The organism is Psychrobacter fjordensis (genome assembly GCF_904845995.1).
Classification (GTDB): domain Bacteria; phylum Pseudomonadota; class Gammaproteobacteria; order Pseudomonadales; family Moraxellaceae; genus Psychrobacter; species Psychrobacter fjordensis.
The window spans coordinates 375,061-399,890 of the sequence record NZ_CAJGYP010000001.1 but is presented as its reverse complement, the minus strand read 5'-3'; the positions used below and the strand labels follow the sequence as shown (position 1 = coordinate 399,890).

16 protein-coding genes are annotated in these 24,830 nt (G+C 42.1%); 13 read left to right on the top strand and 3 right to left on the bottom strand.

The features are described from left to right. Positions 1–37: 37 nt before the first annotated feature. On the bottom strand, positions 38–1,270 hold the full coding sequence (dapC, locus tag JMW61_RS01710; RefSeq protein ID WP_201548894.1) for a succinyldiaminopimelate transaminase: 1,233 nt from the start codon (positions 1,268–1,270) through the stop codon (positions 38–40). A 258-nt stretch (positions 1,271–1,528) separates the two neighbouring features. Between dapC and JMW61_RS01705 the strand changes: the two genes are divergently transcribed. Then, a complete protein-coding gene (locus JMW61_RS01705) occupies positions 1,529–2,200 on the top strand; it encodes a hypothetical protein (protein ID WP_201548885.1) in 672 nt (223 codons plus the stop codon). A 114-nt stretch (positions 2,201–2,314) separates the two neighbouring features. On the opposite strand, the gene glnD is transcribed toward JMW61_RS01705, so the two are convergent. Both glnD and map read right to left on the bottom strand, forming a co-directional pair. Beyond that, positions 2,315–5,059: a [protein-PII] uridylyltransferase gene (gene glnD, locus JMW61_RS01700; protein WP_201548883.1), complete on the bottom strand. Its 2,745-nt coding sequence runs from the start codon at positions 5,057–5,059 to the stop codon at positions 2,315–2,317. 310 nt (positions 5,060–5,369) lie between these two features. Further along, positions 5,370–6,161, bottom strand: coding sequence for a type I methionyl aminopeptidase (gene map, locus JMW61_RS01695; RefSeq protein WP_406947678.1), 792 nt, complete (start codon positions 6,159–6,161; stop codon positions 5,370–5,372). A 457-nt stretch (positions 6,162–6,618) separates the two neighbouring features. Here map and JMW61_RS01690 point away from each other — a divergent pair, with 457 nt between their 5' ends. The 12 genes from JMW61_RS01690 (at position 6,619) to JMW61_RS01635 (ending at position 24,689) form a co-directional block, all read left to right on the top strand. Beyond that, positions 6,619–7,104 carry an META domain-containing protein gene (locus JMW61_RS01690; RefSeq protein WP_201548881.1) on the top strand — a complete coding sequence of 162 codons (486 nt, stop codon included), beginning with the start codon at positions 6,619–6,621 and terminating at the stop codon, positions 7,102–7,104. A 257-nt stretch (positions 7,105–7,361) separates the two neighbouring features. After that, complete coding sequence (locus JMW61_RS01685) at positions 7,362–8,363, top strand: PD40 domain-containing protein (protein WP_201548871.1); 1,002 nt, start codon at positions 7,362–7,364, stop codon at positions 8,361–8,363. A 199-nt stretch (positions 8,364–8,562) separates the two neighbouring features. Further along, positions 8,563–9,213 (top strand): hypothetical protein, encoded by a 651-nt coding sequence (locus JMW61_RS01680; RefSeq protein WP_201548869.1) that lies wholly within the window; start codon positions 8,563–8,565, stop codon positions 9,211–9,213. 337 nt (positions 9,214–9,550) lie between these two features. Further along, positions 9,551–11,629 (top strand): flotillin family protein, encoded by a 2,079-nt coding sequence (locus JMW61_RS01675; protein WP_201548867.1) that lies wholly within the window; start codon positions 9,551–9,553, stop codon positions 11,627–11,629. 564 nt (positions 11,630–12,193) lie between these two features. After that, positions 12,194–18,337 (top strand): DNA repair ATPase, encoded by a 6,144-nt coding sequence (locus JMW61_RS01670; protein ID WP_201548865.1) that lies wholly within the window; start codon positions 12,194–12,196, stop codon positions 18,335–18,337. 266 nt (positions 18,338–18,603) lie between these two features. After that, entirely contained in the window at positions 18,604–18,774 is a 171-nt protein-coding gene (locus JMW61_RS01665) for a DUF2256 domain-containing protein (protein WP_010196547.1), read from the top strand. 45 nt (positions 18,775–18,819) lie between these two features. Next, positions 18,820–18,972, top strand: a complete 153-nt coding sequence (locus tag JMW61_RS01660) for a DUF2256 domain-containing protein (protein ID WP_201548863.1) — start codon at positions 18,820–18,822, stop codon at positions 18,970–18,972. 355 nt (positions 18,973–19,327) lie between these two features. Continuing rightward, positions 19,328–20,512 carry a YjgN family protein gene (locus JMW61_RS01655; RefSeq protein WP_110923889.1) on the top strand — a complete coding sequence of 395 codons (1,185 nt, stop codon included), beginning with the start codon at positions 19,328–19,330 and terminating at the stop codon, positions 20,510–20,512. 32 nt (positions 20,513–20,544) lie between these two features. Continuing rightward, positions 20,545–21,741 (top strand): M48 family metallopeptidase, encoded by a 1,197-nt coding sequence (locus tag JMW61_RS01650; RefSeq protein ID WP_201548861.1) that lies wholly within the window; start codon positions 20,545–20,547, stop codon positions 21,739–21,741. A gap of 18 nt (positions 21,742–21,759) precedes the next feature. After that, complete coding sequence (locus JMW61_RS01645) at positions 21,760–21,906, top strand: DUF2256 domain-containing protein (RefSeq protein ID WP_201548859.1); 147 nt, start codon at positions 21,760–21,762, stop codon at positions 21,904–21,906. A 97-nt stretch (positions 21,907–22,003) separates the two neighbouring features. After that, complete coding sequence (locus tag JMW61_RS01640) at positions 22,004–23,785, top strand: WG repeat-containing protein (RefSeq protein WP_201548857.1); 1,782 nt, start codon at positions 22,004–22,006, stop codon at positions 23,783–23,785. A 28-nt stretch (positions 23,786–23,813) separates the two neighbouring features. Continuing rightward, positions 23,814–24,689 (top strand): hypothetical protein, encoded by an 876-nt coding sequence (locus JMW61_RS01635; protein ID WP_201548855.1) that lies wholly within the window; start codon positions 23,814–23,816, stop codon positions 24,687–24,689. Positions 24,690–24,830 lie beyond the last annotated feature (141 nt).

The following is a 24,830-nucleotide window of genomic DNA, read 5'->3' as shown; positions in this document are numbered from 1 at the left end:
TAAAGCGACTGCTTATGCACTCTATGAGTTATGCACCCTATGCGCCAAGTAATTTTCGGATACGGCTTATTGCTTCACGGCTCTCATCGACACTAGCGACCAGAGCAATACGTACATAACCTTGCCCAGGGTTTTTACCATCCACCTCACGTGATAGATAGCGACCTGCTAAGGCGTGAATATTGGCTTGCTCATACAGTGCTTTGACAAACAGTTCGTCATCACCATTGAACTGCTTAGGCGCTTTTATCCAAAAGTAAAATCCAGCCTCAGGCATCCGTAACTCTAATAGGTCACCAAGCTCCGACATCCATAAAGCGAATTTTTCCTGATAGAGAGCGCGATTGTGCGTCACATGCTTTTCATCTTGCCAAGCAGCGATAGAGGCGAGCTGGTGCGGTATCGGCATGGCACAGCCTTGATAGGTGCGATATTGCAGATACGCCTGCAAAATATTGGCATCACCCGCCACAAATCCTGAGCGTAAACCAGGCAGGTTTGAGCGTTTGGATAAAGAGTGAAAGACGATACAGTTCTTAAATTTATGACGACCGAGTGTCGCGCAGGCTTGCAACAGTCCAATCGGCGCTGTATCAAAATACAGCTCGCTATAGCATTCGTCACTAGCAATGATAAAATCGTACTGATCAGATAGGCGAATGAGATACTCCCAATCATCCATCGTCATGACGGAACCTGTCGGATTGTTCGGACTACAGACAAATAAAAGCTGCGTGCGTGCCCAAACTTCTTTTGGTACTGCGCGATAATCCCCTTTAAAGTCATTATCTAGTGTGCAAGGTACAAAGTAAGGCGTTGCCTGTGCCAATATGGCCGCACCCTCATATATTTGATAAAACGGGTTGGGCATGACCACGGTAGGAGGTTGACCAGACACAGACAGCGAATGATTGCCAGTATCGATGACTTTGTGATCGACGACCGCTTGTACCAAACTAAAAATAGCCTCGCGTGTTCCCATCACTGGCAATACTTGTGTATTAGCATCGACATGATTTAAGAAAAACCGCTTCTCTAACCAGTGTGCAATGGTTTGGCGTAGTTCAAACAGGCCATTGGTCGTTGGATAACGGCTTATTTTGTCCAAATTTTCGCGTAGTACGTCCAGTACAAAAGCGGGTGGCTCATGCTTTGGTTCACCAATACCCAGTTTGATTTCACTGTAGTTATGGGCTGGGGTGCTATCGGCCAGTAGGGTAGCCATTTTTGCGAAAGGGTAAGGATGCAGATACGTTAAGTTGTGATTCATAGGTAGGGTAACTATAATAGACAATTAATAATAAAGTTATAAAGCAAATTTACATTTAAGCAGTGTAGCACTACTCTTGTTTTTTGTCTTTTTCTTCTTTTCATGCTTAGACTGCCAAGCTATTTGACCGTAAATGATGAAACAGACACAGAAGTAATGTGCTAAAAAATGCTCAGAAAATCTTATCAATTGATAACTTATAACAATACAAAAATCTCTATCAGTCTTCATGATAGATCATGGTAAGGATAATTTGATATGCCTAGTGTTGCAAAACCCGATAGTCTTGACGCTAAAGATATCAATGATGAAAACTCTAATAGTAGACTGCCGCGTACCAAATTGTACGAGCGACTCAAGCAACGCGAGCACAGCTGGTGGCAATCGCGTCAGCAACTGATTAACCGTAAAGAAAGGAAAATGTTTTGGTACGGTGAAAACAGCCTGATGATGTGGTTCTTATGGCAATTGGTCAGCTATGTCATCGTGGCAATGCTGCTGATGTTACTTAGCAAATTGCTGGGTATCATGCTGCCTTTATGGCAATATGTTGCTCTGTTTACCTTACAGACAATCATATTTTTGGTAATGTTGGCAGCCAAAGGTCAAATGGCGAATACTTTACAACGCAAAATTGACAAAGATGAGTTGCTACGTGAAGAAGCTATGAATGAGATGATTATTCTGGCAGAGGACAGTCTCTATCCAGATGTGCACGCCCATGCCCCTCTTTCCCTAAGAGAGATGTATGAATATTTTGACAAAAGCTTTCATTTAGCAAGCTTGCATTGTTTGCTAAAAATAGAGGTCGATGCTGGGCGTTTAATATTGACGCAAAAGAACCTCGAGGCAGATATTCTGCCGCCAGATCTTGCTGATGACGAGCTCAATGAGCACGCTAGCGAGATGATATACAAAAGCACTTTATAAGAAACCGCTTCGCTATTAGATATAAAAAAGCATGCCATTGATAACGCTATCGATGGCATGTTTTGCACTTCTTAAACAGGGCTTTTTTGACGTGCTTACCTCATTGCATTTGATTTAATAAAGCGGGCAGTCTTTCTGTACGCTGAGGCTCGCAATCAACGCAGACTTCAAAGTTTCAAGTCTGTCAGCAGAGAGTGGCTCATCGTTCTGATCACTGATATAAAACATATCTTCTGCACGCTCACCCAAAGTGGTAATACGAGCTGCATGAACCTCAATCTTCTCTTGCAAGAATACTTGTCCAACTCGAGCGAGCAACCCTGGCTGATCGAGCGTTTCTAAGCTCATTATGTGCTGGTCTGAGGCCTCATTAAACTCAAATTTGATAACCGTGGTCACTTCAAAGTTTCTGAGCTGACGCGGAATACGCTTGTTTGTAATCTTTAGCACTGTTGGATCTTTGAAGGCGCTAATCAACCGCTGCTTAAGCTCTTGCTGACTCTCTTCATCGATTAACAAAGTGCCAGTAGGATCAAGCAGTACATAAGAATCCAAAGCAAAATCACGCGTGGCAGTAATAATCCGTGCATCTAAAACATCTAGATTCATTTGATCGAACACTGCCATAGTGACGGCAAATAGATTCATCTGATCTTGGGTATAAACAAAGACTTGCACGGCATCTAGAGCCAGCTCTCTATGCTCACGCAGTACGACCAATGGCGGACTATCAGCGTTGGAGGCAAGACCAATCGGTGGGTGATTCAAGATAGCTTCGGTATGCCACAAAATATCCTCAGCGATCTCTCGTAAGAAGTACTCGTCGCCTAAGTCATCCCATAGTCTCAGTACTTCTTCGCGATTCATGTGCTGATTATTCACATTGGCCAGCATATCTAAGGCCTGCGTGCGTGTCGCACTAATCATATCTTGGCGATTGGTTGGAGCATCAATATCAGCGCGCAAAATACGACGAGTTTGTGAGTATAGCTGTTTCATGAGTGTGGCGCGCCAGCTATTCCACAACTGTGGATTGGTGGCGTTCATATCTGCCACGGTGAGCACATATAGATGGTTGAGATGGGTGACATTACCAACGAGATCTGAGAATAACGTGACAACCTCAGGATCTGAGATATCTTTTTTCTGAGCGGTCATCGACATCAATAGATGATAACGGGTCAGCCAGCCGACCAAGTTGGCATCTGCCAAACTCATGCCATGCGCTAAGCAAAACTCAATCGATTCGGTTTGACCAAGCTCACTGTGATTTCCGCCGCGACCTTTGGCGATATCATGGAACATCGCTGCCAGTACTAATATCTCTTTGCGTTCGATACGCTGAAAGATAGAGCTGACCAGTGGGAAGTCTTCATAAAAACGCGAATCAGTGAAACGGTGCAAAATCCGAATCAAAAACAACGTATGCGCATCAACCGTATAACGATGGAATAAATCGTATTGCATAAGACCAGTCACTTGGGCAAAAGCAGGGATATAATTCCCTAATACGCCATAGCGGTTCATGGTACGTAGACGGTGAAACAGATAATTCTGTTCTTTTAAATTGGCTAAGAATAAGGCTTGGTGAACAGGATTATCACGATAAACCTGATCGATACCACGTGCGGCGATTTTTAATGCGCGCAGGGTATGTGTACGGACGTTTTTAATATTGTGTTGACCCATCAATAAAAACATCTCCAGAATGGCTTCTGGATGCTGGGCAAATACCCGATGATGCGCCATAGAGATTTGATCGCCAACTTGATTAAAGCGCGCATTGATCGGATGTTTTTTAGGGCGCTCGTCATCTGATAGTTTTGGCTCTATAATCGTTTCGTAATAATGATTGGTGAGCATTTCAGACAGAGTCGATATCTGCATGGCACAGCGATAATAATCCCGCATAAAGCGTTCAACAGCGGCATTAGGCTCGTCGTCTGGCTGAGTCTCATAGCCCATTAGCTGGGCAATCTCACGCTGATAATCAAACAGTAGCTTATTTTCGTTTCGACCTGTCAATACATGCAGGTAATGACGTATTTGCCACAAATAACCTTCTGCAAAACTCAGCTCATCAAATTCTTTTTCAGTCAAAAAGTTCTGCTGTACCAAGTCATATAGCTTGCCCACTCGGAAGTAACGCTTGGTCACCCAACCGATAATATGAATATCGCGCAAGCCGCCAGGAGCAGTCTTGATATTTGGCTCAAGGTTATATTCGGTAGCATTGTGCTGTAGATGGCGCGCTCTAGCTTCTTCGATTTTTACCTCAAAGAAACTACGCGGTGACCACTGTTCATTGACAATTTTAACGGGCATCTCTTGCAGTGCTTCATTGCCAATCAATAGCCGAGCTTCGAGCTGTGCGCTAGCTATCGTGTGATCAAGAGCAGCTTCGAGCGCATCATTGACGGTACGTACTGAAAGCGCCGGCTCCAGTCCGATATCCCACAACAATGCAACCAAGCGATCAATTTTTCCACTGGTCTCAGCGTCAATCTCATCAGGGGACAGTAGTAAAATATCGATATCTGAATAGAGCGACAGCTCGCCGCGACCGTAACCACCCGTGGCAAAGAATGCCAAGTCGGTCTTATCCAGCTCAAACCACTTAAACAAAGCAATCAGTAACTCATCTATCGCACAGGCACGAACGGTCACCAACTGACGAATATTAACACCACGTTCAAGTGCGCGACTGATGTCTTCATTGATTTGAGTCAACCACTTAGGAATACCCAGCAGTGGTTTTTCGGCGTTATCGCTATCTGATAGTGATGTGTTGGTCGCTATGTCAGCTGACAGCAACGGTAATGGCATTAGGTCAATAGAGGTGATATCACAATTAAACATGAGTGTTATCCAATTAAGAGTTTAGAGATAGCTCGTTAAGATGAAAGCCTATGACAACTATGGTGCTATAGTCAATCCACTATAAATTCGATACGGTGTCAGTCTTGCTTAGTTTACTAGCTGTAGTACTTTCACTCGGCTTCCCTTCAAATTATATTGAACCGACTATATATAGCGTATTACAAAGATCAAGATGTACTAAAATGATATCGGTACGAAAAGTATAAAGATAAAAGACCAATAAGCGCAATACTCAATTCACCTTGATTATAGTCCAAAAAAAAGACCGCCTAGGCGATCTTTTATTATATTACTGAGTCAAAAAGCTTAAATCTTCTTCAGGGCGGGTGGTAAACACCTCACAACCATTATCTGTCACGACCATCGTGTGCTCCCATTGAGCAGACAGCTTACGGTCTTTGGTAATCGCCGTCCATTCATCCGGCAAGATTTTGGTCTGCCACTTGCCTTCATTAATCATTGGCTCGATGGTGAACGTCATACCTGTTTTTAGCTCAAAGCCTGTGCCTTTTTTGCCATAGTGCATGACTTGTGGCTCATGATGGAATTCGTTACTAATACCGTGTCCACAGAACTCACGTACGATACTGAAACGCTCAGGCTCGACCACTTCTTGAATCGCAGCACCTACATCGCCTAGACGTGCGCCATTTTTGACAACACTCATGCCTGCATAAAGTGCATCTTGTGCCACTTTACAGATACGCTTGGCCATAATAGAGCCATTGCCGACAATCCACATTTTTGACGTATCGCCGTAATAGCCATCTTTGATGACGGTCACATCAATGTTGATGATATCGCCATCTTTTAGTAATTTGTTTTCGCTCGGAATACCGTGACAAACCACATGGTTGACCGAGGTGCAGATTGATTTTGGAAAGCCATTATAGTTGAGTGGTGCAGGGATAGCGTCTTGTACATTAACGATATAGTCATGAGCAAGACGGTTCAATGCTTCGGTGCTGACACCGACTTTGACGTGTTCGTCTAACATAACCAACAAATCGCTAGCTAGTTTACCGGCGACACGCATTTTTTCTATGGCTTCTGGAGATTGGATCAAGGATTTTTTAGTCATCATAATCGTACTTATAGTTATGGAATTAATAGGGGGGATTATAGCATAAATGCAGGCGCGACTGTTTTGAGAGAGTGGTGAGCAAGTCTGGCGCTATATTATCCGTACACTGCTATTAATAGTCCTGTTCTCAAAAATTTCAAGATTTTTGTACTGATGAGTATTGTGTTCGGATTATCTAATAGCTACCTACATATCAGGTGCTATCAGCATGATTCATAAGCGAGTGTAGATGTATATTAAATACTTCAAACGAGGTTAACGCAGTAATATTTCTATAGTGGAACGACTATACTGAAGCTATGATGACAGTCAGGCATTAATTATGCACAATAGAATGCGCTATGCAGATTGACAAGTTTGATAATTATTAATAATAAAAATCATTGATGGAAAATGCGAGACATCACGTTTACTCGCAATTAAAATTTTGAATTTAATCGATATAGGAGTTTATATGAAGAACACTACTAAAATAATGATGGCCGCAACGCTGGCTATAGGTACGCTTGCTGCTGGTTGCCAAACCACAAATATTACGGCACCTGTCACTCAACCAGTAACTTCTGCTGCTTTACAAGCCTATAACTGGCAGTTGGTCGATGCTAAGCTCACTAACGGTGATAAAGTTAGCGAACTGTTCTTTGATCCTGCCAAACCGTTAACGCTAAACTTTATGAATAACAATGGCAGCGATTACGTGGCATTTATGAACACCTGCAACAGTATGAGTGCGGGCTATAGCGTTATTAATGGTGATGTACAAATTAAAAATGGCATTAGTACCATGATGGCCTGTCCAGAACCACAAGCAAGCTTCGATAAAGCGACTTTGGCAACGGTAGAAGGTAAGTATAGCCTCAATAAAAATGTCAATAATGTCCCTATTTTGACTATCAAGAATGACAGTCAAGTCGCACATTTCAAAGCTATTGCTAAATAAAGCTTATTCTACTTAATCCAATCTTTAAGTAATTGAGTCTCTCTGCCAGCTGTGTTGCAGTGTAAGATATCAAAGCAAAGTAGTACTTTGATCAAGCCTCACTTTATAGTGGGGCTTTTTTTGTTCAAAACTAAAGTCCAATTTACGTTACACTAGTGTAACAAGTTGTATTTGACCAACACTGCATCTAGCCCACACTGCGTCTAACCAACACTTTGCGACGTACTTTTCATAGCGTACCTATTGGACTTTACCTCATGCTAAAAACCTCTTTGTTAAAACCAACGATCAGCGTACGTATGATAAGTAGCACGGTCGCTATAGCAGCTCTCAGCGCTTTAGCTGGCTGTCAGACGCTACCTAGCAAACCAGCCAATACGTCTACCAGTACCGTCGAGAATAATCCACTAACTGCACGTATGCCTGTGATGGACCGTCAAGGGCGCATAGCCTATGTGGATGAGCAGGGTACAGGTGCCGCAAAAATATCGACACTGTATAGCATCCTTCCTGATGGTAGCGATCGTCAGTTGATTGATCAGATAAATGGTTATATCTATTCGCCTGCATGGTCTGCAGATGGTCAACGGCTTGCTTATAGTAAACAAGCACCACGTCAAAACCCCAAAATTTATATCTATGACCGAAAAAGTAACACCCAAAGTCTGATCGTAAATGCTGAAGGCAGTAACATGTCAGCGTCGTTCTCACCTGATGGTCAAGAACTCCTCTATAGCTCAACCGTTGGCGGCAACGCAGATATTTATGAAATGCGTCTAAACGATGGTAATACCAAACAGTTGACTACATTATCAAGCACTGAGGTACAGCCAAGCTATGCGTCTGATGGCAAAAGCTTTGTCTATACCAGTGATAAAGTCCGTGCTGGACGCCCAAGTATCTATCGCTATGACTTTGCCACTGGCAATGCGATACCTATGCCAACTAGTGGTTATGTCGCGAGTCCTCAACTCAGTGCAGATGGTCAGCAGTTAGCGTATCTCAACGGTCGCAAGGCTGCGGTTATGACATTGGCTACCCGCCAAACCATCGATCTCGCAGAAACAGGACTCGATGAGCCTGCACGGTTATCACCGTCTGGACAGTATGCAGTTTATCCAATGCGTAGCTCGCAAGTGAGCAGCCAAGGCACTAGAGATATGGGCAGCCTCGTCATCCGCTCGTTATCTGGCAACACAAGCTACAGTATTAGTAGTGACGCTGGCGGGATGGTGCGTTCACCGATTTGGGGACGCTAATGGCGAAATCTATGTATTATAGGGTGAGATGTCTATATAATTAATAAAGAAACATAAGTTGATTCTATGACTTAAGTTTTCATGAACGTCACATAAATTTTATAAACGGATCATTCGGATTCTGCGTATCAAAATACTATATATATACATACTGTATATAGAGATACTGGATTAGGTGAGCAAAAGGAGAAAGTACGTAATGCAAGAGTCGTTTTTGATATTTATCACCAAAATCAGCTTGTACCCGACGATAGTCTTTACAGGATTGGTGATGTTTGTGACCTTGTATTGGATGGTTTCTCTACTTGGTATGGCAGATATGGATACGGTAGATATTGGCGATGCAAGTGGCGAGGGTAGCAATTTGACCTCATCAGGATTTGTGTCGGGTCTGCTGCTCAAGTTCGGTCTGTATGGCGTGCCGCTTATCGTTATCCTTAGCTTAATCAGTTTAATTGGTTGGTTGTTAAGTTACTTCTATACCAGTTTTTTACATCAAAATTTTGACTCTGGTCTTTTATATTACCTATTCGGCACCGGAGCGCTAATCTTTGTATTGGTCATCTCCATGTGGCTGACAGGTATCATTATTTCTCCCATCCGCAACAAAATAGCCAAAATACCTAGACGCAATGCTGCTAGCAATATCGGCAAAATCGCGGTTGTGCGTACCCTTGGTGTCACGGACAAACACGGCGAAGTAGAATTGAATGATGGCGGTGCAGGATTGATACTCAAAATTCGCTCAGACATCAATGATGGCTCGCTGAAACAAGGCGATCGAGTGATGTTGGTGGAGTATTTAGAGGCAGCCAATACCTACCGCGTCGCCCCTGTAAAAGACAAGTAACTCTCATCAATGATTTGACCATTATGGCTCTTTATCATTATTTTCAGCACATCATTATCGCTTTTAGCACATAACAAACTCACAGAATAAACAGGGTTTTAGTTAGGGATACCAAAAGAATCTCTGGTTTAGGCATAATATTTTTTAGCAATGATTTAAACGGTTTTAAATTTGGTTATAGTCGATTCAGAATAATGCAGATATAAGAATGGTGCGTGATAGGGCTATAAAGCGCACGTGCTATAAAAGGTGCTATAAACAGTAAATTTAACAGGCCTGATAGCTTATCTGATTTATATAGAATTGATTATGGAATGTTTTAATTAAAGGAATGGATATGGACACACTCATTATCGTCGGCGTGGTTGTAGTGCTGGCGTTTGTTTTTATGATGGTCGCACTACTGATGCTCAAGGCTTTTTATTTTAAGGTCGAGCAGGGCAAAGCACTCATTATTAACGGTGTGAGTAAAATTGCCGTACGTTTTGATGGTGGTTTTGTTTGGCCAGTCATCAACAAAAAAGAGTTGATGAGAATCTCGCTTATCACATTAGAAGTGGACAGACGCGGTAAAGAAGGTTTGATTTGCGCAGACAACATGCGTGCTGATATCACCGTGGCATTTTATTTACGCGTCAATGAAACCGAAGAGGATGTGCTAAAAGTTGCCAAATCGGTTGGGGTAGAGCGTGCGTCAGATAAAGTCGCTGTCAACGAGCTGTTTAATGCTAAGTTCTCAGAAGCCTTAAAAACAGTTGGTAAGCAGATTGATTTCGTCAAACTGTTTGAAAACCGCAGCGAATTTCGCGACAGTATCGTCCAAGAAATTGGTAACGATCTGAATGGCTATGTCTTGGAAGATGTGGCGATTGATTATTTAGAGCAAACGCCAAAAGCGTCATTAGATTCAAGTAATATCTTAGATGCTGAAGGTATCAAAAAGATTACTCAATTAACGGCCTTTCAGAACGTCATCACCAATGAGCTTGAGCGTGATGAAGAGCTGGCTGTTAAGAAAAAGAATGTCGAAACCAGAGAGGCGATGCTAGAGCTAGAGCGTCAGCAAGCCGATGCCGAAGCCAAACAGCAACGTGAAATATCTTCTGTAATTGCACGCGAAACCGCTGAAACTCGCAAGATTGAAGAAGAAGAGCGTAAAAAGTCTGAAACGGCTGTTATCTCAGTTGAGCAGGATTTGGCCATTCAGCGTGAGAATCAGCAGCGTGAAATCGAAGTGGCAGGTCAAAATCGTCTGCGTGCAGTCGTCATCGAAGAAGAAAAAGTGACGCGTGCCCGTGATTTAGAAATTGTCTCTCGTGAGCGTGAAGTTGACTTACAACGTATCGAAGCTGAACGCGCGATTGAGCTTGAGAAAAAAGAAATCGCCAATGTCATTCGTGAACGTATCGCGGTAGATAAAACGGTCGCGCAAGAAGAAGAGCGTATCAAAGAAGTCCGCGAAATTAGCGAAGCGGAGCGTTCTAAGCAAACACGCGTCCTAGCAGCAGAAGCCGATGCGGAAGAAATCAAAGTACGTCAGGTGAAAAAAGCCGAAGCCGAAGAGCTATCTGCCAAGCATAAAGCCGTCGAAATCACCACATTGGCTGCCGCTAATCTTGAAGCATCTGCCAAAGATTCAGAAGCCAAAATTAAAATGGCCGAAGGTACCAAAGCCGAAGAGTCAGCACATGGCTTCGCTGAAGCGGCTATTCAAGAAGTCAAAGCGGCTTCTTTGGAAAAAGAAGGCATTGCGAAAGCCAATGTTATTAAAGCAACTGGACAAGCTGAAGCGCAATCAGATCGTGAAAAAGGCATGGCAGATGCTGAGGTTATCGCCGCTCGTGGCGAATCCAAGGCAAAAGCTGAACGTGATATCGGTATGGTCGATGCAGAAATTATCGCCGCTCGCGGTGAATCTACCGCCAGAGCTGAGCGTGAAAAAGGTATGGCAGAGGCTCAAGTCATCGCGGCTCGCGGTGAGTCAAATGCCAAAGCAGAACGCGAAGTTGGATTGGCAAAAGCCGAAGTTACTCGCGCACATTTCCAAGCCGAAGCAGATGGTCTGGTCGAGAAATTCAATGCCATGGGTAGCATGAGCAAAGAAGCACGTGAGCACGAAGAGTTCCGCATGAGCCTTGAGACAGCCTTGCAAGAAGCATTGGCATCGATTGACGCTGGTAAAGAGATTGCGAAAGAAAATGCTGAAGTATTGGCAGTTGCGTTACAGAAAGCCAAAATCGATATTGTTGGCGGCGAAGCGCATTTCTTTGATAACTTTGCCAAGTCACTGTCGATCGGTAAAGCCATCGATGGCCTAGCGGGTAAGTCAGACACATTGAGCGGTATCATCAACGGTGTGATGGCCAGTCAAGCCATGAAATCAAACCAGCAAAATGATGATAAAACGACTTATTAATAGGGTCTAAATGCCTAGCCTTAATGAGCAAATATTAGGGCGTGTCCTCTATTCAAACGAGTGTCCTCTAAATGGGCTAAAAACATCTAAATTTTGCCAAACATCGTCAAATAGTTGGTCAATATCTCGATATTATCTGCACTATTTTCCTTGTTTGACGGCAATTTATCTCATTTTTATCACCATTTTTAAAATGAGGACACGCCCTAGTAAGCAAGTTTTTATCTAACAGTATGAATAAGTAATATTCTCTGAAATACAAAATCTGTCGTGTAGGCGGCAGATTTTTTTGGCTAACTCATGGTGATTCAGAATGACGAATCATGATGAGTTGGCTAATCTAAAAAAATAGCAGTGACCACTCGTTTTTTTAGATTAGCCAAGTGCTTCTTTACTTTCAATGATTCTTTATTGCCCAAAATTCTCTTATAGTGGATTCAGTTTAAAAGAGATACAAGGCAACCGAGTGCAGATGTAACTGTGATACTTCAAGCGAGGTTAACGCTGTAGCTCTTTTATAAAGGATTGACTATATTACGTAAAAACAGAAACGGACGAGCAACGATGGCGGACACGCAAAACTCAACAAATTCAGACAGCAACGATAACGCTAATCAAGCCAACCAAACCGATCAGGCAGTTGCTTCAGGCAATGCTTATGAGCTCATCAAAAAACGTCTGACGGAACAAGGCGGTCGTTTAGAGACGCAGACGCAGACGCTAAATAATGCGCGTCTCGAAGAGTTTGGCAGCACTCAAATGCAAGTCATCGCCCGTACCCGTATTCGTACTGAATACAACTGTGTGGCACAAGATATGGTGCAGGTCGGCGATTATTTGCTGTTTGGCTACAACGTTTTTATGGGGCTCAAACGCGCGAGCAATATCAAGGACGTATTGTCGTTATATCGCCTGAACGAGCCAGCTGGTAATGAAGAAGAGTATCAGCTCGAAGAGGTTGACTTAAAAGGGACGTTTTTGGCTCAAGACGCTTTTGTCCAAGACTTCAATGAGCTGTATCGATATTACAAGCAAACGCGGCTGATTCAAATAACGGTGAAAGACAGCAAGTTGCTGTTAGCGTTTCAGATTGGCGAACGCATCACTGATATTCGAGTATTCCGTTTCGCGTTAGATTTTAGCCAAGGTACGCCAGAGTCTGCACAAGTTGCTTATGTGGACAATCGAGGCGAGCGTGATATTGAACTGCCGCCTGCTTATGATTTTGACTGGATTGAGACCACACGCGATCAAATGGTGAATGGCAAATATCCCCATATGAATATCTTAGACACGATATTTGTAGAAACGGTCGGTGGTGATTTGACCATAAAAATTGAGGACAATACGCAGTCAGGGCAAGGTATTTATAGTGAACCGGTCAATGACCGTACCCAGTCGCTGACGGATGCTGAGATTGCTTATGCCAAAGTCGGCAGTCTAATACTGCTCAAAATATTGCCCTATCGTGAAGAAGACTACCGTTATTTCGTTTATAACACCTTGACCGAAGCGGTGCTGCGTTTGGATGCGATTGGACAGTCGTGTGTTCAGCTACCAGAAGACCACGGCATCATGTTTCCGGGTGGTTATTATCTACAGACAGGTGAATATAAGCTGTTCGAGGCCAATAACGTTGGCGCTACTGACTTACGGTTTAAGCGTAAAATTGTATCGCCGAATGGGGAAGATGTTTTATTCTTATTTTACGACCGAGACTTGGGCGTCACGGGGCTGTTTCCGTATAATTTGATTAAAAAGCAATTGGCAAATCCTATCTATTGTAACGGTATGGCTTTGGCTGAGAATGGCCGTTTGGTGCTGTTTAGTGACCAAAGCGAGCCATCTCGTATTCACCCCATGCAAATATGGCACACGCCTTATGCTTCACACGAGTATGTGAGTGAACTGCCAGAGAGCACGAGCTTCTATGGCAAAATCGGTAATAAAGAGCTGGTGCGTGGTATCTCAGACCTGTATAGCATTACTCGCCTGATTGATAATCAAAGCGTGTCACAGAAGCTCTATGAAGAGCTTACCAATAATACCAGCCGACTCTTTGACAGCTATTACTGGTTGTCTGAGCCTGAGCTAAGCGAAGTCGCCAGTAGCATTAAAGAAGTGACGGCAACGGCTGAGCTGGTGATTGATGAGTTCGCCAAAGTACAAAGTATCCAAAAGCAAACCCAAACTGCGTTAGCCGATGCCGATACGCAGCAAAGTGAGATTTTGCGGCAGATACGGGTCACTAGTTTTGAGTCGGCCAGTGATTATGTCGATCAGTTGTCAGCATTAAGACGCCAAAAAGGCCGCTTGGTCAGCTTGGAAGATTTGCGTTATCTAGATGCCGATAAGCTACAAGCATTACAGACGCAGCTAGAAGAGACAGAAAGCGAGCTTGCCGAAAAAACGGTGCTGTTTTTAAGTGGTGAAGAGGCACTATCAAGCTACGAAGGCATATTGGTCGATGTCAGTGAGCGCTTAAACACCGCAGAAACCAATGCTGAGCTAAAACCTGTACTGGAAAAAATTGATGAGACCGCGCAAGGGTTAGATTTATTAACCGAGTTGCTAGGAACATTAGATGTGGCCGATGCCACCGTGCGTACGCAAATCATCGATGACATATCGACCATTTATGCCAGCCTGAACCAGAGCAAAGCCAAGCTCAATCATAAACGCAAAAATCTAGGCTCAGCGGAGGCCGTCGCGCAATTTGGTGCGCAGTTTAAGCTGTTTGGTCAATCCATTGCCAATGCCTTATCCATTGCCAATACCCCTGAGAAATCAGATGAGCAAATGGCAAAGTTATTGGTACAGCTAGAAGAGTTAGAGAGCCAATTCGCTGATCCAGAGACCAATAGTGGCGATCAGTTTTTAGCCGATATCATCAGTAAGCGTGAAGAAATTTACGAGACCTTTGAAAACCATAAGCAGCAATTGCTCGATGCTCGCAACCGTAAAGCACAAAACTTAGGTGATGGTGCGCTGCGGATGCTTGAGAGTATTAAAAAACGCACGCAAAGCACAGGTGTCACGGGATTTACAGAAGAGGAATCGCTCAATACCTACTTTGCTGCTGATGGTCTGGTGCAAAAAGTCCGTAACATCGCAAAAGAGCTGCAAGCGATGGGCTTTAGCGTCAAAGCAGATGACATCGACGCCCGTCTAAAAGCCATTCAAATCGAGAGCTACAAGAGTCTAAAAGACAAGTCGGACTTGTTTGAAGATGGTGGTCAAATCATCAAACTGGGTAAGCATCGTTTTTCAGTCAATACTCAGCCGCTTGATTTGACCTTGTTGAGTCGTCAGCAGTCAGATGGCAAGCGTGTGCTGAATTTGCATCTAACAGGTACAGATTATTATGAAGTGCTTAATAATGCTGAGCTGAACGCCTTGCGCCCGTATTGGGATATGAATATTGCCTCCGAGTCTGACAAGGTATACCGCGCCGAGTACTTGGCCTATAGCATTATCGAAAGTGCCAAGAGCAGTCAAGATGGCCTAACCGAAGAACGTCTATATCAAGCATACGATGCAACTGTTATTACTCTAGACATTAATGGCGACATTGATAACGACAGTCCATTGTCCAAGTTGGTCAAAGCTTATGCCACCCCTCGCTATCAGCTTGGCTATGACAAAGGCATTCATGACCATGATGCCACGCTATTACTGATGCAAATCCTGCCAACATTGCGTGAAGCAGGGCTACTGATTTATACCCCGCAAGTACGTGCCTTGGCACAGTTGTTTTATTGGCAGCTGAATATCGTACAAGCGCTTGGTTTAGACAGTTTACGTCAATTTGGTTATGACGCTTGGCTAAATGAATCAGTGCTGACACGTGCAAATAACTGGACGGATAGAGCCGCTACCGCTGAGCAATTGCGCCGTGCATTGGGCAGCGACACTGCGAAGTCTCTATTGGTCGAGGACATGAGCCAAGTGATGCGTCATTTTGTTATGGCTCATAATGATGACAGTCTTAGCGCTGATAAAGATGGTAGCGTTGATAAAGGCGCTAACATCTTCAAATCAAGCTACGTTCAGCTTGCTTGTGAATATTTGGTGAGCGTCATGGGGCAGTCGGCTGAATCGAATGCAGGCGCACATAACACAATAAACTGGCAAACCAGCCAACAAGCACAGCAGTTGTGTGAGCAGCTAAGCCAAACGCTAAATAGTACCTCAGGCAGCACGCAAAATACGGCCAGTTTTGACCAACTACAGTCTTCTATCAGTAAGCTTGGCTTCCAACCCAAATCAGCCTATGAGCTACTAGCCACATGGTTCCATGCACTACTTGATAAGACTTATGGTGGGACAGAATCGGTTAACGTAGCGACTGATGGCACGGATGAGGCAGGCGAGGCACTCAGTGAAGAGCAGCTTGCCGAGACTGAAACACAAAATGCGCTACGCAAGCAGCACTTAGAAAGTGGCCGTCATTATGTACCCGAAGCCATTGCTGTCTTACTTACTCAATTAAATGATGCTCAGCGTGAAGCTTTGGTGCAACGACTGATTGATTCAGGTGCTACTTTTAATAAAGGGGCTTTTAATAAAGGGCTAAGTGCTAAAGGATTGGGCAATCAAGGTTTAAACAGTACAGGCGCAAGTGGCACACCATCGGCCTTGTCATTTTCTTCAATCATCTCGTCGCCAGTTTCATCGACTACATCATTGACCAGTATTAATAATCCGCTCAATCAAGTGCAAAGCTTTGACCGTAGCACGGGTAAGGTATCGCTTGAGATACAAGTCAATAATTTGCTAGGTGAGCATATACGTATTCATCAGCAGACGTTAACCTTTGCCGTCGATGATTTCTTAAATCGTTTGCATCATCATGATACTCAAGTTATCCCTGCCTATAGACGTTATTTGGCCATGCGCTCAGAGATATTGCATGACTCAAAAGAGACGTTGCGACTGGACGAGTTTATGCCGCGTCCATTGTCTTCATTTGTGCGTAACCGTCTGATTAACGAGAGCTATCTGCCACTTATCGGTGACAATCTTGCCAAACAGATGGGCACGGTCGGCGAGGATAAGCGTACCGATTTGATGGGTATCCTCATGATGATATCGCCACCAGGTTATGGTAAAACCACCTTGATGGAATACGTGGCAAATCGTCTTGGCCTTATCTTTATGAAGATTAACTGTCCGTCACTCGGTCATGACGTCACCTCATTAGATCCCGAAAAAGCGCCCAATGCCACTGCGCGAGAAGAGTTGAATAAAATCAATTTGGCCTTTGAGATGGGCAACAACGTCATGCTGTATCTTGATGATATTCAGCATACGCATGCGGAATTTTTACAGAAGTTTATCTCATTGGGCGATGGCACACGCCGTATCGATGGTGTCTGGCAAGGCAAGACTAAGACCTATGACATGCGTGGCAAAAAGTTCTGCGTGGTCATGGCAGGTAACCCATATACCGAAAGTGGTGAAGCTTTTAAAGTCCCTGACATGCTCGCCAACCGTGCCGATATCTATAACTTAGGCGATATCATGAGCGGCATGGAAGAGGTGTTTGCACTCAGTTATATCGAAAACTCGCTGACCTCTAATACCGTCCTCGCACCAATGGCCAACCGTGACTTAAGCGATGTCCATCGTTTGATTAAAATGGCGAAAACGGACAATGCGAATCTTGCTCAAGCAGAAAGCAGCGATCTGACGTATCCGTATAGCACTTCAGAAGTTAATGAGATTATCGCCATCTTGCGTCATATGTTTAGGGTGCAAGAAGTCATTCTAGATGTCAACCAAGCCTATATTGCCTCCGCTTCGCAAGATGATAAGTATCGTGTTGAGCCGATATTTAAGCTGCAAGGCAGTTATCGTAATATGAATAAGATGACCGAAAAGCTATCGGCGGTCATGAATGAAAGCGAGCTGAACCAGCTGATAGACGATCATTATCTGGGCGAGTCGCAGCTATTGACCCAAGGCGCAGAGAGCAACTTGCTCAAGCTTGGTGAGATGCGTGGTGTCTTGACCGAAGCAGAAACAGAGCGTTGGGCGCAAATCAAAGCCGACTTCCTACGTAACAAAGCCATGGGCGGTGAAGATGGCGATACGGGCGCGCGTATCGTCGCCCAGTTGGTCGACTTGGCCAGTGGTTTCAATGCCATCAGTAGCCAGTTTGAGACATACTTAACGAAAAACGACCCAGAGCAAATCGCACGCTTACGAGAAGCAGGACAACAAGCGCAACTCGATGCCCAGTTAAACGCCCAATTAGAAGCACAGAAAATCCTCGCCGATAGCGTCATTAACAATGCCAAAGTCGTCAGCGACAGTATCGATAATGGCTTTGAAAAAAGCGTGAGCCAATTGCTGCAAATATATAAGCACGATCACAATGCTGGAAAGGCAGAAGGCGAGTATCTCAAGCAAAACCAAGACGTGCAAAAAGCACTGATGGTGCAGCTGGTCGATGCCGTTGAACAACTGGCGCAAAAAATGGCGGATAGCTTGGTTAGCAATAATGATAATCAAACAGCCGATAGCGATATCCCTGATATTCATCAGCAAACGGCACTGATGGCAACTGCCCTCAAGCAAGCGCTAGAGCCACTGACAATGCGGATGGATGAGAAGCTAGCGATTGATAGCAGTACCGATCAATCTGGCAAGCTAATCGTTAATAGTCTCAATCGCCTAAATAAAATATTTGACGATTATGATTAATCACTACGGATTAATAGCTGACGATTAACAACTAATGATTGATTATTAACGCTTATGAGCAATGCTGATGACTTGCACTTATGAACAGCACTTATGAATAGCACCTATAAATAGGGCTTATGATTAAGAGACAGTGGTAATATAGTCGGCAACAGCTACTTTGGATACAATGACAGCGAGTAAAGTTGCTATAAACAGCAAGTTAAGCAAGACTGACACCGTATCCGAAGGTAGTGAATCGACTATATCAAACCAATGAGAAAATTATGGCGCACAAAAAGAAGAACGTCCGCAAAAAACTTTGCCCTGTCTGCGAGCGCGAGTTTAGCTGGACTAAAAAGTTGGATAAAAACTGGGAGAGCATGGTCTATTGCTCTGACCAATGTCGACGCGTTAAAAAGTATGAAGGGTTGGATCATCAAAAAGAAGATAAGTAGTCGTTAATAATGAAATAGGGCTATATAGGAACAAAGGAGCAGACGATGGCACATAAAAAAGTAAATTTACCGCAAAAAACCTGCCCCGTCTGCCAACGCCCATTTACGTGGCGCAAGAAGTGGGAGAAAGATTGGGAGCAGGTGATTTATTGTTCTGAGCGGTGTCGGCGAGGGAAAGATAAAGACAAAGTCAATTGACTCAACGTCCTAAAGCCAGACAAAAGACAAGAAATAACTGCCAGTTTTTGATCAAAACGTCTTAGTCTATTCAGATGATTATCGAGTGAGTTGAAGACACAGCCTAGCATAATCAATCTTATTTTATAAATTTGACATAGTGAATTAAATTTATTTCATTATCCTTCCTTTAAAAGCAACCTCACACTGAATGTTTTAATCAACAAAGTTTTATAAAATCCTCGAAGTCACCAAGCTTATAATCTATAATGATTTTTTTAAATTTTCCGTTTTTTATTAAAATTGCAAAAATGCATTTAATTTAACTCATTTAAAATAAACATTAACCGAAATTTTATAAGGCTCTAAGGATAGGATGAAACAAATACAATTTAAAGGTGACGGAACAGAGTATTTCAAAATATGGATTGTTAACGTTTTATTGTGCATTGTCACCATAGGGATTTATTACCCATGGGCAAAAGTACGTACGCGTCGATATTTTTATGCGAACACTGAATATGCAAATCGATACTTCGATTACCATGCAACAGGAAAGCAATTATTTCTGGGCTATTTAATCGGTGTGTTTATATTATTTGCTTTACAGGTTGTAGGCTCTATCCTGCCTACTATTGGCCTCATTTTACCCGTTGTTTTATTTGCTTTTATCCCTTGGATTATCATGCGCAGCCTAAAGTTTAACATGCGCATGACCAGCTTTAGCAACGTGCGTTTCAGTTTCAAGGGTAATCTAAAACCCGCCTATATTATTTATATGCTTATACCCATATTGGGTTATTTAGCAATTGCATTGCCTGTCTTTGTTAGCCTATTTCCAATGTCAAAACTAGATGAAGGTTTTAACGTAATCTTTGCCTTCATGCTATTTTTAGTAGGTCTAATCGCAGCGATAGCGATAGGTATTTTTGTCATAGGACTCTTTACTAAAAAAGCAGCTGAATATCAGATTGGTCAGACAAAATTTGGTCAAGGTGATTTTTTCATCAACATCAATACTTCAAAATTTATAAAAATTCAACTTAAGAAAATACTCATCATTATTGGCTGTTTGATTATCCTCTCAATACTCTCAGGCTTAGTATTCGCAGCTACTATGTCAGGTGGATTTAATCTTGGCAGTATTTCCAATGACATTGAAAGCGCAGAGGCAAGTCCATTATTTGTTGTTGGTTTTTTGGTCGTATATTTTGGCTTTATTGCTACGTTCTTGTTCGCTACTGCCTATTCATTTAGCCGTCAACGCCAGTATATATTCGAAAATACCACGTTAGATAAAGCCATTACTTTTAGGTCAACCGTTGGTGCTAAACGCTATTTTTATATCTTAGTGACAAATATGCTCTTGGTTCTATTTACTGCTGGCTTAGCATTACCTTGGGCAAAAGTCCGTGTGGCTCGTTATATCGCTGATAACTCTTGGATAGAAGCCTCAGATATAGATATCAATAGTTATTTGACCCAAAAAGAGAAAGAGCAGTCTGCTATCGGTGAAGAGATTGGCGATGTTTTAGATATCGATATAGATATTGCAATCTAAGCCAGACTCTAGTGGATACAGTGAGAAACTTAATGGTAAATTTAATATCAGGCAAATGGTATCCCAAAGACAGCTCGGTTCAATATACCGCGCAACTCATGCTCGCTGAGACGAGATATGAGGTAAATATTGTATCTGATGAGACCAGTGATAGCTTGGATAGTAGCCAGAATATTGATGGTCAGTGGTCGCAAGTTGCGATCAGTGATCGACTAGGAAGTACTGAGCGTAAACTTACACTCGCTGATGGATCACTATTTACGACTCACGATAATGATGCTATTGATAACTTCATAAATAGCAGTCAAGGTAGTAGTACAGGTTCAAAATGGAGTTTACGCTTACATCGCCATGAAACAAAAATGACTAGCGTATTAACGATGTTGGTCTTAACGATTGTTTTTGTATTTAGTTTTATTAAATGGGGCATTCCTTGGACGAGTCAAACGGTCGCACATGCCTTGCCACAAGCAACAGGCGACTTTATTGGTAAACAGTCATTAAAGTTTGCAGATGGTTATTTTTTACAGCCCACTAAAATAAGTGACACTGAACAGCAGGATATTCAATCACGATTTGAAACACGCCTTAAACGCTTTGGTGGTGACGATAGAATTCATTATCAGATCCATTTTAGGGATATGAAGATCAATGGATTGAGTTTGCCAAATGCTTTTGCATTGCCATCAGGTGATATTGTTCTGACAGATAAATTTATAGAGTTAAGTAAAAATGATGATGAGATAGATGCTGTGCTATTGCACGAGATGGGCCATGTTGTAGAGCGTCATGGCTTAGAGATGCTCACTCAAAACTCATTAACGACTATGATTGTCATACTGGTATTAGGCAACCCAGATGGCATCAGTGAAGTTGCTACAGGGCTAGGAACTGCATTGGTATCAAGCCATTATTCACGTCAGTACGAAACTGAAGCAGATGAGTTTGCTTTTAACAAGATGCTTGAGATTGATGTTAATCCGCAAGCTTTTGTAGATATCCTGAGCCGCATGGAAGATTATTCGACGACAGTAACTGATACAAAAGACGTCGATGACACTACGCATCAGCATGAAGATGAAGATGAAATCGATAATGAAAAAGTTGGAGAGGTTGAAGACGAGAAGTTGTCCGATTTCTTGTCGAGCCATCCTAATACCCAGTTGCGGATTAAAATGGCAGAAAAATATAGCAAGTGCTTTGAGCAAGGGTTAAAGGTTTGTAAGTGAAGAATGTAAAAGTAAGTCATGGCACATAAAAAGGTAAACCTACCGCAAAAAACCTGCCCCGTCTGCCAGCGCCCGTTTACGTGGCGTAAGAAGTGGGAAAAGGATTGGGAGCAGGTGATTTATTATTCTGAGCGTTGTCGGCGGGGGAAAGATAAATCAGATTGAGTCAACAGTGTATTGTTAATACATTGTATAACCTCGATTATTTCAATTTTAACCAATGAATGAACGCTACTAAAAATCGTAACGGAACATAAAAACTATGTCGCTCTCTTTTACGCACTTTTCTTTTTTTAATCAAGTTATCAAAAGCTGTCTTGCTATCACGCTATTAATAAGCCTGTCCCAAGCTCATGCAAAATTTGATTGTGAGTTAAACCAGGGATATGAGCTACCTGCAGATATTGGCTTTAACTGGCTATGCTCGTTTAGTAATGAGCTTGCCCCTGCGCAGCAGATCTCAACAGAGAAATACGGCGCTGTCAACCGACAGGGCGTTGCGGCAATTCCGTTTGAATATGATTCACCAGTAGAGTTCATCCAAAGTAGAGCGCTGGTAAAAAAAGCGGATAAGTGGGTGCTAATCAATACGGCAAATCATAAAATAGCCGAATTTGATTTTCAAGAAGCATGGAATTTTACCCCAGTAGGGTTAGCACAATTTCAGCAAGATGATAAATGGGGATATATAAACACCAGTGGTGAGGTCGTTATCCAACCTCAGTTCGATAGCATAGTGCATGGCTTTGGTTATCCACTACTCAATGAAAATGTTATCGCCATCTTTGAGTTAGATGGTAAACAAGGTGCTATAAATCAGGCAGGTAAGATTATCATACCAGCGCAATTTGATGATATTCGTCGAGCAAATGATATTTTATTCGTGTCTAATAACGACAAAGTAGGTATTTATGACTATCAGGGCAATATGATACAACCCGTTGAGTTCGAATTTACAATGGTTAATGGCTTTTATTCAGATAATCGCTGGACTAACGAGAACTGGCTATCCATTACCAAAAATGGAAAAGTAGGCGCAATAGATAAAAGAGGTAATATTATAGTCCCTACTGAGTTCGATGATGTAGAAATTATCAGTGAAAATACTTTTAAAGTTTCTAAAAATGGTAAATATGGCATACATGGCATAAATAACCTAATAACGCCGCTAAAATTTGATTATATCGCAAACTCTTTGGAAGGACCTACCCGTGTAAAACTTGATGGTAAATGGGGCTATTTAGATAGGTCTGATTCATTGATGATGGTTGATTACGATGAGGCTTATGATTTTTCGGAAGGGCTGGGGATGGTTGGTAATAATCAAAAGCAGCAGTTCTCTCAAAAAGATGAATCAAAATCATGGGGCTATATTAATACTATAGGAGAGGAAGTTATATCTTTGCATTATGAAGACGCTAGACCTTTCGAAGAAGGGCTTGCTCCTGTTAGGTTGAACGGCAAATGGGGAGTTATTGACTTTCAAGAAAACCAAATTGTGCCTTTTGAGTATGACGCTATTAGTAGCTTTGAAGATGGTTATGCAATAGTAGCTAGAGCGCATCCAAAAATAGTCGAGAGCAGTACCAAACTTGATAAAAAGATATATGAAGGGACAGAGTATTCAATATCAAGTGATTGGGACAATGACGAATTTTATATCAATAACCTATCAGATAGAGATGTCTCTAAAATGAAATTTGGCCTAATCAATAGGCAGGGTGGTATCGTACTAGCTACAGATTATGAAAACGTGACTAGAGTCTCTGAAGGTATGATAGGTATTAAGAATAACAATAAATGGGGTTTCGCCAATCAACAAGGGGAGCTGGTATTCCCTTATCAGTTTGACCAAATATTTCCGCCTTTTAAAGAAGGTACTATTCAAGTTGATAACTGTTTTGACGATAATGAAAATCCTATTTCATGTCAGTCTGATGAGGTTAACAGTCATACGATGCACGTCGATAAACAAGGTAACATCATCAATGAGTTATGGGGTAGTTCAAGCGTAACAGTTGAAATAGAAGAGACGGCTGACTAAATCTACCTACTAGAAAAGACCGAGAATAATGAAAAGGTATAAACAAAGAAAACATCGGAAGCATAATAAGAAGAATCGAAGACAGGTCGCAAATAATTCCAAAGCAAAGTCAAAAAATCATCCTAAAAAAAGAGAGTATCAGACTATACAGTTTGATAATCATCAGGAAATTGTTCAAAAGGGCTGGGTTTATGAAATAAATTTTTCGTACGCTCGCTCGAGTTTAAAACGTATTGTCACTATAGCTGCCTCTGTTTTAACAGTTATTAGTTTTCCGTCTGCGCTCTACTTAATGTTTACTTTTGAAACCCTTATACCTATATTAATTATATTAATAATCACTGTTATATTTTTAGCACAGCTAATTGAGAAGCCTCAGACTATTTTGAAAAATATCAATTGGATAAAGCAAGGTAATGTCCAAATACAAGAGGGTCAATTAGATTTTACGCTAGGTAATAAGTTGTATAGCATATCTTTAGCGGATGTAAAAAGATATCATTTTCACCAATGCGTTGGTAATAGGCCTTTTGCTAAGGCTGTTAAAATTATTATAAAAATGAAAGACAATTCTGAATTTTATCTTTATCAATCTACCAATCTTGATGCAGATGTAGCTCCTTTATTTGATATGGGTCATGTGATTGTCGCTGCTTTACCAGACAGTTTCGCAAAACTTAATAGAGGTGCATGGTTACATACTAAAAAGACAACCCATTATGCAAATATATTAACTGTACTCACGGTGTTATTTCTTATAGCTCTTGTAATCTGTTCTAAGATAGAGGTTGGTATGGCATTTGTATTATTACCTATTGTGACTACGCCCCGTTTAATGCTTTTTGTACTAAAATCTGAAAAAATATTAAACACAAACATTGTCTATGTCAATAAAGATAAATAGTTCTTAGTATTATTAAATTGATTTATCATAATATTTATACTCATAATTTAAATTTACTCCAAAATTACATCGTAACCATAAATCAATTATATAAAGTAAACTATAACTCTATAAAAAATGGCTTACCCATATTAAATGAGT

Coding starts and splice junctions, on each gene's coding strand:
- JMW61_RS01690 (WP_201548881.1), top strand. CDS start 6,619: ATGAAGAACACTACTAAAATAATGATGGCCGCAACGCTGGCTATAGGT.
- glnD (WP_201548883.1), bottom strand. CDS start 5,059: ATGTTTAATTGTGATATCACCTCTATTGACCTAATGCCATTACCGTTG.
- JMW61_RS01675 (WP_201548867.1), top strand. CDS start 9,551: ATGGACACACTCATTATCGTCGGCGTGGTTGTAGTGCTGGCGTTTGTT.
- JMW61_RS01680 (WP_201548869.1), top strand. CDS start 8,563: ATGCAAGAGTCGTTTTTGATATTTATCACCAAAATCAGCTTGTACCCG.
- JMW61_RS01640 (WP_201548857.1), top strand. CDS start 22,004: ATGTCGCTCTCTTTTACGCACTTTTCTTTTTTTAATCAAGTTATCAAA.
- JMW61_RS01635 (WP_201548855.1), top strand. CDS start 23,814: ATGAAAAGGTATAAACAAAGAAAACATCGGAAGCATAATAAGAAGAAT.
- JMW61_RS01670 (WP_201548865.1), top strand. CDS start 12,194: ATGGCGGACACGCAAAACTCAACAAATTCAGACAGCAACGATAACGCT.
- JMW61_RS01650 (WP_201548861.1), top strand. CDS start 20,545: ATGGTAAATTTAATATCAGGCAAATGGTATCCCAAAGACAGCTCGGTT.
- JMW61_RS01685 (WP_201548871.1), top strand. CDS start 7,362: ATGCTAAAAACCTCTTTGTTAAAACCAACGATCAGCGTACGTATGATA.
- JMW61_RS01705 (WP_201548885.1), top strand. CDS start 1,529: ATGCCTAGTGTTGCAAAACCCGATAGTCTTGACGCTAAAGATATCAAT.
- JMW61_RS01660 (WP_201548863.1), top strand. CDS start 18,820: ATGGCACATAAAAAAGTAAATTTACCGCAAAAAACCTGCCCCGTCTGC.
- JMW61_RS01655 (WP_110923889.1), top strand. CDS start 19,328: ATGAAACAAATACAATTTAAAGGTGACGGAACAGAGTATTTCAAAATA.
- JMW61_RS01645 (WP_201548859.1), top strand. CDS start 21,760: ATGGCACATAAAAAGGTAAACCTACCGCAAAAAACCTGCCCCGTCTGC.
- JMW61_RS01665 (WP_010196547.1), top strand. CDS start 18,604: ATGGCGCACAAAAAGAAGAACGTCCGCAAAAAACTTTGCCCTGTCTGC.
- map (WP_406947678.1), bottom strand. CDS start 6,161: ATGACTAAAAAATCCTTGATCCAATCTCCAGAAGCCATAGAAAAAATG.
- dapC (WP_201548894.1), bottom strand. CDS start 1,270: ATGAATCACAACTTAACGTATCTGCATCCTTACCCTTTCGCAAAAATG.